Raw genomic sequence first — 12,495 nt, forward strand, 5'->3', positions numbered from 1 at the left:
CTTATGCTAGAGCATTTGCAGCAGCTGCAGTCCATCGTGGTGTCCGGACACCGTGGCTGGAAGTCCGCTTATCCGGAAAATACGCTCTTGTCGTTTCAACAGGCGCTGGATCTCGGCGTCGATATGCTGGAGCTGGACCTGCGCATAACCCGCGACGACGTCGTGGTGGTCATCCACGACGCCACCGTCGACCGGACGACGGACGGATCGGGCCCGGTCGGCGATTATACGCTGGAGGAGCTGAAGCGGCTGGATGCCGGCGGCTGGTTCGGCAAAGTGTTCGAGGGACTTAAAGTTCCGACCTTCGAGGAATTCTGCGAGCTGATCGCCCCTTATCCGGACGTCCTGCTGAACGTGGAGATCAAACCGGACGAACGGGCTCTGGAAACCGCGGACGCCGCCATTGTCCAGCTGGCATCCCGCGGGGAGCTTCACCGGTGCGTATTTACGAGCTTTGACGCCACGGTTCTGGCGCATATCCACGACAAGCATGGCCTTAAGACGCAGGGCTTTCCCGGTGAGCAGATGCACAACTATGTGCCGGGACCCGAGGGGACGATTTCGAAAATGTGGGCGGTGGGACTCAGCATGAAGCTGCTGACGCCTGCCCGGGTGAAGGAATACGAGGATCTGGGCATCCTGCCGTGGTGCTACTGCCCGGATGACGATCAGCAGGTCTACTACGCGATTGGCTGCGGTTCCCTGCTGATGACGGTGAACAACCCGCTCCCCGCCATGCGGATTCGGGAGCAGATGGATCTCTCCCCCACAAGTTTCATGCCGCAGCCGTGAATGTCCGGTTTCATCCCAACCCTTGATTGGAGGATTTGATGTCCATGGATCATTCGAAATTTAACAGCCGCTCAGCCGTGAAGGGATTGGCCCGCCGCACACTCATAAAATTAACGGCAGGCTTCCTGATCGCCGCCCTTCTGCCTCTCTCCGCTTCCGGCGCTTATGCGCAGCCATCGCCGCTGAAGTCCAAAATGTTCGACCTGTCGCAGGAGGCGAAGGAAGTGATCCGCGAGAAGCCGCTGCATAACGGGACCGTGCTTCAGTCCTTTGCCATCGATAATGCGAACGGGCGTATTTATACCGTTCAGCTCATGGCTGGCGGACAGCAGCTCCCCGACGAAACCGCGCCAGTGAGCGGAGCCGCCCGCTCCAGCAGCGGCGATCTGGCCCTGACCCAGCTGGATATGAACGGAAACGAGCTGGGGCACATGTTCCTGAAGGGATTTGGCCACGGCGTGCAGATCGGTGTGGAGGCGGACGGGTCGCAGGCCTACTTATGGACGGAGACCGACTCGGTGACGGAGTCGGGCAGCGGCTGGGGAACCCAGCTGACCCGGTTCGCCTTCCAGGACGGCGCCATTCTGACGCCGGAGTCGCCGGAGCTTGAGAAGTACCGGCTGATCCCCGGTGCCGACCGGACGACGGTCCATATCGACCAGGCGAACGGGCTGCTGACGATGCGTTACCGTCTGAACGGAGCCTTCCATTTTGGCGTATATGAGCTGGAGAAAGTTAAGCAGCACATCTACGAGCCGGTGGCCGACGTCCTCCAGCCTTCCCTCGGCACGTTCCAGGGCTTCGCCTCCTACGGCGGTTACCTGTATCTCCTGGAGGGCAGCGCCTACGGTTCGGCCGGCTCAGTCGAAGGCACCGGCAATACGTACATCACTGTCGTGAAGCTGAGCACCGGGGAGGTCGTGGACCGGCAGCTGATCCTTACCGCGCCGGAACTGACGTACCGGGAGCCTGAGGGGATGTCGATCCGGATTCCGGACATCAGGCACCCGCAGAAAGCCGAGCTGTGCTTCGGCTTTGCGTCCGCCTTTACGCCTAACCGGCTCGCCAGCATCTACGCCTTTGACCGGCTCCTGCCCGAGCAGGCGCTGCAGGATTGAAGTTAAAATGAGAAAGGCGGCCGAGTATGGTCGCCTTCCTTTTTATATGAAGCCGTATTCTGGGGAGGTTCTAAGGACTATTCTTCAAGATGCTTATGCCCATAGCAAATGTAAAGAAAATATTCATGTCTTTGATATTTTACGGCTTGAAGGAAATATCAACATACGTCGCGCCATCCTTGGCAGATGCATTGACGGTCGCCCCTAACACTTCAGAGACAAATCTGATGGGCACCATGACTCGGCTGTTAATCCATTTGCTCCATAACATTCCCCAGATGATTGCCGAAATTTTCCAAAGTAAGGAACGCAACGAGCAAGAGGATCACCATCACATTAATCGCCACAACCACTCGTTTAAAGGTCATTTTCATACCCCATTTCTAATTAGGATCATTAACCATGGTCACGAAGGACAGCAGACTTCGCTCACTTTTTCGTTCATATTTAAAACCCCTGTTACTAGAAAAAGTTTAATTGTTTCGGATTTACCATCTTATATGTAACTACTCCTAAAACCAAAAAATCACAATGGGTGAGTAACTTCTGCGATCTGTACCTCCGTTACCTTAAGGCTTAACTGTGTAGCGATCCGCTTTTTGTGGTATACTTGAAATAGATCAAGCGTAAACTAAAAAAGCCACGATGCTGGTAACATCGTGACTTTTGACAAAGGCCGGCGGGCGACCACGGCGAGAATTTCATAAGGCTATGAAAAACCACCGGATTTCAAGGCGTCCTAACCTAATCCCGGTGGTTTTTCTTGTTATGCCGCGCTTGCTTCCAGGCACTGACCAAAGTTTTCAGGCCAGTAATAATACCGACCAGCTTCAGCAGTCCGTCCAAAAGCTTTAAGGCCACTTCAAGAATGGACACGGCGTCACCCCCTTTCGGGTTCGCTTCGCCGCGTCCTCCCACCGGTTACTTTGTCTTCTCGATTATACCACAATCTACCATTTGCTAATTGCTAATTCTCTCACTTATCCGGACACCTGATCCTCTCATTTCACATTAAAAATGCCTCTCTCTTCCGATATCATCTGATTTAACAGCCCCAGCTTCCAAACCATATTCCCCGGCTCCCTGAACACTCCACCGGTTTGTGCCGCTTACTGATCACAATCAGCCCTTTTGTTGATGGCGTTTCGAAGGATAAAAACTATAATGTACACATAAGCTCCAAAAAAAGGAGGCAGCGATCATGCAACCTCAGGTTTTGATTGTCGGCGCCGGTCCGACCGGTCTCGTTTTGGCTCTGGCCCTGGAGAAGCAGGGAATCCCTTTTCGGATCATCGATCAACGGTCCGGACCGGGAGAAGCCTCCAGAGCCATGGTCGTTCATGCCAGAACCCTGGAATTCTACCAGCAGTTCGGCATAGCGGATTCATTTGTGCAGCGCGGCATCCCCATGCATACCGGCCAAATTATGAAGAACGGAAAGCTTAAGGGAACCATCAACTTTGGTGATTTTGGAGAAGAAATCAGCCCCTATCCCTATGTACTCAGCCTGCCCCAGGACGAGCATGAAGCCCTTCTCATCGAGCATCTCGACTCCAAAGGAATCCATGTAGAATGGAATACCGAGCTCGTTTCCCTTCAGGAAGGGAATGAAGCGGTGCATGCCGTCACGACCCGGCAAGGGATCGAAGAGAAACAAGCGTATGCCTATGCGTGCGGATGCGATGGGGCGCATAGTACGGTCCGCAAGGAGATGGGACTGGAGTTTCCCGGGGGAACGTATGAGCAGATGTTTTTCGTGGCTGATGTGGGGAGTAAAGAGCCCGTGACAAACGTGACAATGAACTTTTTTGAAGAAGGCTTCTGTCTGGTCTTCCCGATCCGCACGAGCGGACAGGTCCGGCTCATCGGACTGATTCCGCCCAAGATCCTGAATCAGGGAATTCCCGCGAATTTGGAGCCTCTGATTCCTTATGTGGAAAGAAATACGGGAGTGCACATCAGCCAGGTGAACTGGTATTCGACTTATAAAAGCCATCACCGGGTATGCGAGCACTTCCGCAAAGGGCGGGTCTTTATCGCCGGGGATGCGGCCCATGTGCACAGCCCGGTCGGAGGGCAAGGCATGAATACCGGCATTGGGGACGCCGTGAATCTGGGCTGGAAGCTTGCCGCGGTTCTTCTGGACAAAGCGGACGCCGGCGTTCTCGATTCCTACGAGACGGAGCGGATTGCTTTTGCCCGGACGCTCGTGGCCACCACAGACCGGCTGTTCCAATCGCTCGTAGGGGGCGGAATTATGACCTCTCTGGTTCAGGACATGGTGATTCCCCATATCGTTCCCCTGCTTCTGGACGTCCCGCCTATACGAAAAATGGCCTTTGAGCGGCTGTCGCAAACGCAAATCCGTTACCGGGACAGCATGCTGAGCAGCGGTGCTTCCGGTTCCGTTCACGGCGGCGACCGTCTGCCCTGGATTCAGACTGCCCATGGGGACAACTTCGAACCGCTGCAATCCGTCGATTGGCAGCTGCATGTGTATGGCCAGGCATCGCAAAGTCTGCGCCAGCTCAGCGAAACGACAGGCATCCCCTTGCATGAAATGGGATGGACGCCATCTATGAAAGCAGCCGGCATGCATCCCGATACGGCATTTCTCGTCCGGCCGGACGGATACGTCGCGTTAGCGGAACCTCACCAGGATACCGGTGCGATTCAGGCGTACCTCGATCGATTTCATATTGCTCCGTTTACACACGAAAAGAGCTGACGCTGGCGTCGGCTCTTTTCGATTGTTGCTGGATGCGGTTGTATTCGAAACATGCTGAAGCTATAGCGGATTAGGCTTATCGCTTGGATATTGCTTGAACTCTTAGCGAGGTACGGCAGCTGGAATTCAGTCCGGATCACAATACATTGTCCATTCCTTCCGCAGTTTCCAACTCGCCGTGCCTTATCTATCGTTAGATACCAGCAGTCACCTTATGTTTCGACGCCGCTATCCGCTTATTCAGCTCCTCCAAAAACAGATCCTCGTCGATGGGGAGCGCTACGGTGTCGCCGGTCCAGCTCGACAGATGCATCGCATTGGACAGCATTAAACTGTTGATGCCCTCCTCACCGTCAGCGATCAGCGGCGCACCGTCCAGGACGGCCTTGGCAAACGAAGCGATGACGCCGGTATGCTGGCTGTTGTCACCTTGCGTCTCGATGACGGACACTTCCACAGGAGGCGTGGCAAAGCCGTCCTTCGTTGTAAAACAGTATTCACGCTCGTTCTGGCTCAGCTTGTGCAGCGTCAGCGTATTGTTTTCGCACACCAGCTTACCCATTTCCAGCATAATTTCCAAACGGTTCGTTCCCGGCAGATCTGCCGTTGTCGTGACGAATACGCCCGTAGCTCCGTTCGGGAATTCCATATATGCCGTAACGTCATCCTCCACCTCGATGTTATGCCACTTGCCTTCATGGCAGAAAGCGCGAACTTGGGCCGGCATGCCGCAAATCCATTGGAGGAGGTCGATGTTGTGCGGGCATTGGTTGATAAGCACGCCTCCGCCTTCCCCGGCCCAGGTGGCGCGCCAGCTTCCCGAATCATAATAGGCCTGCGACCGGTACCAGTCGGTAATGATCCAGTTCACCCGCTTAATCGCGCCAAGCTCGCCGCTGTGCACGAGCTCATGCATTTTACGGTACATCGGATTGGTCCGCTGGTTAAACATCATGCCGAAGATGCGGCCGCTTTCCCGCGCCTTCTCGTTCATTTCCCGGACCTGCTTCGTGTAGACGCCGGCCGGCTTTTCGCATAAAACGTGCAGCCCTTTGGTGAAAGCCATAATGGCGAGCCTTGGATGGTCGTAGTGCGGCGTCGCAATAATCACGGCATCACATAGGCCGCTGTCCATCAACTCATCCGGCGTCGCAAAGTAGCCGATATCGCCTTGCAAATACGTTTTGGCGTTCTCCAGCCGCATGCCGTCCATTTCCGACACCGCAGTCAGTTCAGCCTCCGGCACGATGCCCTTGTTTAATTTTTTGGCATGATCCGACCCCATATTGCCCATCCCGATGACGCCGATCCGTAATTTTGACATCTAGACCCTCCATTCTCCTCAGCGGTAGCCAAGGGAAGCCAAATTGTTGTAGCTCGTCTGCAGGCAGTCGAACGGACTCGTCTGGCACACGTCCTGCTCGACCAGCAAATATTTTGAATTCGCTTGTTCAAGCGCTTTCAAAATTGCCGGAAAATTCATGTTCCCTTCCATGACGGGGGCCATCAGCTGCTGAGTTCCCTGGACGGCCATGTCCTTCAAATGCACGCAGTGAAGGCGGTCCTTCAACTTGCCGATCCATTCGCATACGTCGGCGCCTGCCGCCTGTACCCAATAGGTATCGAGCGTAATGCCCATCTCCTCCGGCGCGAAATCCTCTACCAGCCGCTCAATGAGGCGCTTGCCGCCGATTTTTTCGAACTCAAAATGATGGTTGTGGTACATGAACAGCTTGCCTGCCTTGGCGATCCGCCCTGCCGCTTCCCGGAAGTCTTCCGCGAAATACCCGTACCAGTCGAGGCCGCGGTATTTATCAGGCATCGATCCAATGCCGATGTAATCGCAGCCCAGAATATGATGCTCCTCAATGACTTGATCCGTTTCGTTCAGGATCCGGTCCGGGCTCGTATGCGTCAGCGCGATTTGGAGCGACAGCTCGTCGCAAATGGCGCGAAGCGTCTCGGGACGGATGGAACCGATGGCCGAAATCTGGACCGACGTATATCCCATAGCCGCAATTTTTTGCAATGTTCGCCGAATATCTTTTTCCGTCTGGAGAAAGGATCGGACGGTGTACAATTGTGCGCCTAAAATCATGAAATATGGCCCCTCCTTCAAGATTTCCAAAAGTGCATTCTCCCCTTAATTATAGTCCCGGCACCCGGAATCGCCATTGTAAATCGAAGCCATAACATTGCAAATATAGCGGTCATTCGTTAGACTAAACCCAACAAAAGCTTGAGGGGGCGAACGGATGCTGTACGCCAATATCCATACCGACTCATTGAATTTCCACCATGCAGCCGATCGGCGCAAAACGGACCAATATGCGCTGCACTGCCACAATTTTTACGAGGTGTACTATTTTATCGCCGGAGAAGTCAGCTATCTGGTCGAGGGCAAGCGCTACGTACCGGAACCGCACAGCCTGCTGCTCATCGCCCCACACGTGTTCCACGGCGTAAAAATCGAAAGCGACATCCCTTATGAAAGGATATCGCTCCATTTTGTGCCCGGATTTCTTCCGCCCGAAAACCAGTCCGCCTTATTATCTCCCTTCCATCCCGATGATGGTCCGGCAGGGATCTATTATAAGGATGACGGTAACCGCGTCATGTTTACTTTTTTCAAGCAGCTGATGGATGCCCGGCACGCCGATGCCGCCATTCGCGATCTTGCGCTCCGGGTGCGCCTCGAGGCGCTGCTGTCGCAGATTCTAATCCACAGCTATGCGCTGAAAGGCACCTCGGATGCCTCTTCCTCCGGTCCCTCAGTCCCGCGGATTATTGCTTACGTCAACGACCATATCACCGAATCGGTCTCGCTCGACGATCTGTCCGCCGCCTTTTACATCAGCAAGCATCATTTGAACAAAATGTTCCGCAAAGCGACGGGCACGACCATCGGCAATTATATCATCCATAAACGGGTCGTGATGGCGCAAAATTTGATGCTTCAAGGCCATACCGCGAGTTCGGCGGCCGCCGCCGTCGGCTTCCATGATTATTCTTCTTTTTTCCGCGCGTATAAAAAGGTGCTGGGCTGCGCTCCGTCCGCCAAACGTCATCCCATGCTGCTCCATTAAATCGCTTCAAGGGCTTGCAGCAGCCTTACCCCCGGGTCAGCCATCCTTCGGGAATGACGGTCAGGTCTTCCGGTTTCCGGTACCGCTGTCCGATCTCCCGGAAGCGCTCCAGCACGTTCGCGTCCAGCAGTCCCTGCCGGTTGGGAGCTCCGTTTAATAGAAAGGTCACGTTCTGGCGGTTGCAGTCCTGAATCATGTCCAGCGCCCAATCCACTGTTTTCAGCTCCCTGGCCGTATCCGTCGTTCTCCAGAACCAGGTTTTCGTTAACACGTTGCAGCTCGCGCCCGGTCCCACAAAGCCGTCTTCCACTTCCTGCCCTGCGGCATTTTCATAAAACACGACGTCCGTATGATTCAGGTTGGTCTCGCAGCTGATGTTCATCAGCAAGCACTGGGGCTGCAGCGACTTGACCCATGCGTCGATTTCCTCGAACGGAAGATTGTCGTACGAAGGGCCGCCCCAATGGGCGTTCCAGCCGTCGATAATGAGGAACGGAAGCTCGCCGTAGTTCGTCAGCAGCTCCTCAAGCTGGTTTTTAATGAACTGCTTATCCTCCGGCGTGCATTTTCTCCGGCCGATTTGGTGATGCAGGTCCAGCATGGAAAAATACAGTCCCGCCTCAATCCCTTCCGCCCGGAACGCGTCCAGGTACTCCTTGACGACATCCCGCTGACTCGCTGCGTTGCGAACGCAATGCTCTGTGTACTTCGTCGGCCACAAGCTGAAGCCTTCATGATGCTTGGCGGTCAATGCCGCAAAGCTCATCCCCGCCGATTTGGCGGCCTTCGCCCACTGCGAGCAGTCCAGCTGCTCCGGATTCCAGTCGTTCGGGTCAAAAGGGAACCGGCGGGGCTCATCCCCGTTCTCGTGATCGTACTCCCAATCGATAATGTCCGAATCGGCAAACTGAAACGTCGCGCTGTTGAAGTGGATAAACATCCCGAACCGCTGATTCACAAACCACTGCTGCCTTTGGATGAGTGCCTGTTGATCCATAACTCACTGCCTCCCTGACTTCACTTAAATCATATAATATCTACCACTCTACAGGATCATCTCCCTTGACACAGCTGACAATGGCGACTTCTTATAGTACAATCTCTACATTCGTTTTTCGAAAAGGAGCTTTAGCGATATGCTCGTACTTGAACTCAAGGTGCCGCCGTTTCCGCTGCTGGCCGCGGTCGGCCATACGGTGTGGCAGGCGGGCGTGATGCATGCTGAGCGCCAATTCGAAGCCTTTGACCTGATCGTTTGCGCCAAGGGCACGCTATATATGGAGGAGAACGGGATTGCGTATGATATCCGGGAAGGAACGATGCTCGTCCTGGAGCCTGGCAAGACGCACCGAGGCTGCCGTCCGACCGATCGTGAAACCGAGGTGTATTGGATCCATTTCGAATACCCGGCGGATGAGCAGCCGGTTCTGACTGAGAAAAACCACTGGCATCAGCCGCTGCTGAACCGGTCGGATCAGGATACCCAGGCCCAGCCGGGCCTGGTGGACATCCCCAAATTTGCCGAGGTGGATTTACGCACGATGGTGCCGATCCTGCAGGACATGCTGAAAGTGCACGGTATGCTTACACCCTACGGAGTCTACGAACTGCACATGTTATTCGGCAGGTTCCTGATCGAGCTGCAGGGAAGCATGAGAAAAGGCAGCCCGCATGCCCGCTCTTTTTTCCTTGGAGAGCAGGTCGCAGCCTATTTGGCGGACAACCTTGAAGCTCCCTTCGACTCCGCCGGCATGGAGCGTGATCTGCATTACCATTTCGATTACTTGGCGCGCTGCCTGAAACAATATTCGGGGATGAGTCCGCTTCAATACCGGCATCATCTGCAGATGGAGCGGGCCAAGCGGCTGCTGGCGCATTCGGAGATGCCCCTGGTCAAAGTCGCCGAACAATGCGGATTTCGGGACAACAACTATTTTACGCGTCTGTTCAAACGCCAAACCTCGTTTACCCCCGGCGAGTACAGGAAACGGTATCAGGTGTTCCGGATGGATTGAAATATTGGCTTGGTTTGATATACTAAATGAAAGTTGAACAAGGCTTGCGTGCACATTTCAAAGAACGTTAACGAGAATCGGAGAATAATAATGCCGAAAGACCCATCAAAATTGTTATATCAAATGATTAAGGACGACATCCTCGCCAGAATTGAAAATCATCAGTTCGAATACGATAAGCCGATTTGTACGGAGAAAAGCCTGTCCGAGCAGTACGGCGTCAGCCGCATTACCTCCAAGCGGGCTATCGAGGATTTGGAGCAGGCCGGCATCCTGTACCGCAAACGCGGGGTGGGGAGCTTCGTGCGGCGCATTCCTCTATCGGCTCAGCCGGCCAGCTCTGTCACTTCCCTTCCGGACGAACTGGCACCGGGGAGGACCATACCGGTCATCCTGCCTTTCGCCGTCAACCAGGGCGGATTCTTTCGCATCGTCGAGGCGGCTACCGCACGGCTGGACGGCGCCAATGTTCATTTGGCAATCCATATTTGCGAGCCGGATCCGGATAAGATGAGAAACCTGCTGCTCCGGCTCTTTGCTCAAGACGTGGACACCCTCGTACTATATCCGGCAGGCAACGAGCTGCATTTGGACGTGCTCAGGAAGTTTACCGAGCAGGGCAAGCAGGTCATCATTCTCGATAAGCCGCATGATATTCCTTATTTAAGCAGCGTGGTCTGCGACAATTTCGGGGGCAGCTACCAACTGACCCGGCATCTGGTCGATTACGGGCACCGCCGGATCGCCTACGTCTCCCGCTTCTCGCCCCGTGACATGTCCAGCTTGTCCGCACGCTTCAGCGGGTTTACGAAATGCATGAACGATCACGGGCTCGAAGTGGTCTCCGAGTACGTTAAATTTAATGTCACGCCCGATTACCATATGCTGAAGCATATCATTAACGGGTTTTACCGGTCGGGCGTCACCGCCATCGAGTGCGAGAACGACGAGGTCGCCTTTAACGTATACATGTGCTGTCTCGGTTTGTCGATCCGGGTACCCGAGCAGATGAGTATTACCGGCTTCGACAATATCGAGTGGGCGGTGACCGGCAGCGCGCAAATCACCACCATCGACCAGAATTTCAGCGTCATCGGCGAAACGATCGCCGACCTCATTCTGAACGGAGACCGTCGCCCCGTCATCACGACCGTCCCCGTAAGCCTCGTTCCCAGGGCCTCGACCGGGCCTGCAACGGCGGATTAACGGAAGGAAGGCAGCGCCCAGGAGACGCGGTTTCCTAAATCCCTGGCACAACCATAAACGGCCCCTGCCGCCGATAAGCTTAACAGCTGACCGGTGTACAGGGGCCGCTTGGTTAAGCTAAGCCTAAATCTCTTATTCTTCGAACAGGCTGACCGACAGTCCGCCTACAGCAATGCGGCCGTGCCCGCCCGTCAGCCGGATTGTATTCTGCGTTCCAGGCTGCAGACGGACCGTGAACGACGCGACGCCCACCGCTTCCTCGCCGCTTCCTGTTCCGGGGGCGTTGATCAGCGTGTAATCATGGCCGTTGACCGTTAAGTTCAGCTTGGCCAGGGCTTCTTCCGTACTGTAATGGATGTACAGTGCGGCCCGTCCGCCGCTGCCGCCGTCGACGCCGCCAAATTCGCAGTAAGCCCCCCCGGCGTCCAGTCCGCGGACGACTGCTTCTGCTCCAGATCCGCCCGTAACTTCAGCACCCCCTCCCGTAGTGCTTACTGATGCCGCATAGTAGGCCGAAATTTCGGCTTCCGGCGCTTCACCGACAGACTTGACGCTGCTCTTGGTCTGAACCACCGTTTGAATGGTCCCGTCATCGTTAAAATGCAGGCTGTCGATGCACACGCTGCGCAGGTTCCCGTGTCCTGAAATGTCCTGGTTATGATAGAACAGGTACCACTGTCCTTTGTACTCCACCACCGAGCCATGCGTCGTCGAGCAGCCGGTCGGTTCCAGGAAAATGCCTTGATAGGTCCACGGACCGAGCGGATGCCGGCTTGTCGCGTATCTCATCCGGTTGTTGTCCTCCAGATTGTCGGCATAGGTGAGGTAGTACAGTCCATTGCGCTTGAACACCCAGGCGGCTTCATGAAAGTCCTCTAGACCCGTCATGTCCTGCATCGAACCTTTGATGGACATCATGTCCTCGCCCAGTTCTCCGCCCTGACATTTGCTGCCGCCGCCGTAATACATATACGCCCTGCTGTCGTCATCGACGAAGACGCAAGGGTCGATCATGGCGAATCCGCCGAGCCCTTCGATATATCCTTGGTCGACAAAACTGCTGGTCGGCTTATCGCTGGTCGCCACGCCGATTTTCCAGGTATCGTTCCAGTCCGATCCGCTCGGATGCGGATAATAGAAATAATACGTGCCGTTCTTGTAAGCGCAGTCAGGAGCCCACATGAATCCGCCTTCCTGGCGCCCCCAGGCCACGTCCCGTGAATGGAGAATCTCGCCTTCGTCGACCCAATTCACCAGGTCATCTGAGGAAAATACGTGGTAAGCGTCCATCAGATCGCATCCCCGCGGCGGATCGATATCATGGGAGGCGTATATGTATATTCTTCCGTCCTCCCACACATGGGCAGAAGGGTCCGCCGTATAAATGCTGGTGATGACCGGATTATGGCCGGCCGGTTTGATCAAGGCTTTTGGAATTCCCTGAGTGGTCATGGTATGTTCTCCCCTCATCTGTATGATATATCATATTTTGTTATTTGATATATATATAACCACATTGTACACGGCGCCTCCCCATGCCGCAATACCGG

12 protein-coding genes are annotated in these 12,495 nt (G+C 54.9%); 6 read left to right on the forward strand and 6 right to left on the reverse strand.

Annotated elements, in window-relative coordinates; translation table 11 throughout:
• Positions 1–3: 3 nt before the first annotated feature.
• Together ABIE48_RS28145 and ABIE48_RS28150 are read left to right on the forward strand one after the other, a co-directional pair.
• Positions 4–792 carry a glycerophosphodiester phosphodiesterase family protein gene (locus ABIE48_RS28145; protein WP_192715918.1) on the forward strand — a complete coding sequence of 263 codons (789 nt, stop codon included), beginning with the start codon at positions 4–6 and terminating at the stop codon, positions 790–792.
• Between the two features lie 44 nt (positions 793–836).
• The gene (locus ABIE48_RS28150) at positions 837–1,910 is read left to right on the forward strand and encodes a phage baseplate protein (RefSeq protein ID WP_192715919.1); all 1,074 of its coding nucleotides are present in this window, start codon (positions 837–839) and stop codon (positions 1,908–1,910) included.
• 139 nt (positions 1,911–2,049) lie between these two features.
• Here the strand turns inward: ABIE48_RS28150 and ABIE48_RS28155 are convergent, their stop codons facing one another.
• Both ABIE48_RS28155 and ABIE48_RS28160 read right to left on the reverse strand, forming a co-directional pair.
• Positions 2,050–2,181, reverse strand: coding sequence for a stalk domain-containing protein (locus tag ABIE48_RS28155; RefSeq protein ID WP_145027414.1), 132 nt, complete (start codon positions 2,179–2,181; stop codon positions 2,050–2,052).
• Between the two features lie 473 nt (positions 2,182–2,654).
• Complete coding sequence (locus ABIE48_RS28160; RefSeq protein ID WP_256993005.1) at positions 2,655–2,786, reverse strand: hypothetical protein; 132 nt, start codon at positions 2,784–2,786, stop codon at positions 2,655–2,657.
• 325 nt (positions 2,787–3,111) lie between these two features.
• On the opposite strand from ABIE48_RS28160, the gene ABIE48_RS28165 reads away from it, so the two are divergent.
• Positions 3,112–4,638, forward strand: coding sequence for an FAD-dependent monooxygenase (locus ABIE48_RS28165; RefSeq protein WP_192715920.1), 1,527 nt, complete (start codon positions 3,112–3,114; stop codon positions 4,636–4,638).
• 193 nt (positions 4,639–4,831) lie between these two features.
• Here ABIE48_RS28165 and ABIE48_RS28170 read toward each other — a convergent pair whose 3' ends face one another.
• Positions 4,832–5,962 (reverse strand): Gfo/Idh/MocA family protein, encoded by a 1,131-nt coding sequence (locus tag ABIE48_RS28170; RefSeq protein ID WP_192715921.1) that lies wholly within the window; start codon positions 5,960–5,962, stop codon positions 4,832–4,834.
• Positions 5,963–5,980: 18 nt separating this feature from the next.
• Entirely contained in the window at positions 5,981–6,736 is a 756-nt protein-coding gene (locus ABIE48_RS28175) for a sugar phosphate isomerase/epimerase family protein (RefSeq protein WP_192715922.1), read from the reverse strand.
• Positions 6,737–6,893: 157 nt separating this feature from the next.
• Between ABIE48_RS28175 and ABIE48_RS28180 the strand changes: the two genes are divergently transcribed.
• Entirely contained in the window at positions 6,894–7,724 is an 831-nt protein-coding gene (locus ABIE48_RS28180) for a helix-turn-helix transcriptional regulator (RefSeq protein ID WP_145026669.1), read from the forward strand.
• A 25-nt stretch (positions 7,725–7,749) separates the two neighbouring features.
• On the opposite strand, the gene ABIE48_RS28185 is transcribed toward ABIE48_RS28180, so the two are convergent.
• Positions 7,750–8,721, reverse strand: coding sequence for an alpha-L-fucosidase (locus tag ABIE48_RS28185; protein ID WP_192715923.1), 972 nt, complete (start codon positions 8,719–8,721; stop codon positions 7,750–7,752).
• A gap of 139 nt (positions 8,722–8,860) precedes the next feature.
• Here ABIE48_RS28185 and ABIE48_RS28190 point away from each other — a divergent pair, with 139 nt between their 5' ends.
• Together ABIE48_RS28190 and ABIE48_RS28195 are read left to right on the forward strand one after the other, a co-directional pair.
• The gene (locus ABIE48_RS28190) at positions 8,861–9,739 is read left to right on the forward strand and encodes an AraC family transcriptional regulator (RefSeq protein WP_145026673.1); all 879 of its coding nucleotides are present in this window, start codon (positions 8,861–8,863) and stop codon (positions 9,737–9,739) included.
• Between the two features lie 90 nt (positions 9,740–9,829).
• Positions 9,830–10,945 (forward strand): GntR family transcriptional regulator, encoded by a 1,116-nt coding sequence (locus ABIE48_RS28195; protein WP_145026675.1) that lies wholly within the window; start codon positions 9,830–9,832, stop codon positions 10,943–10,945.
• A gap of 132 nt (positions 10,946–11,077) precedes the next feature.
• Here the strand turns inward: ABIE48_RS28195 and ABIE48_RS28200 are convergent, their stop codons facing one another.
• Complete coding sequence (locus ABIE48_RS28200; RefSeq protein WP_222125614.1) at positions 11,078–12,397, reverse strand: family 43 glycosylhydrolase; 1,320 nt, start codon at positions 12,395–12,397, stop codon at positions 11,078–11,080.
• Between the last annotated feature and the right edge of the window lie 98 nt (positions 12,398–12,495).

It is taken from the genome of Paenibacillus sp. OAE614 (genome assembly GCF_040546645.1).
GTDB classification, from domain to species: domain Bacteria; phylum Bacillota; class Bacilli; order Paenibacillales; family Paenibacillaceae; genus Paenibacillus_AQ; species Paenibacillus_AQ favisporus.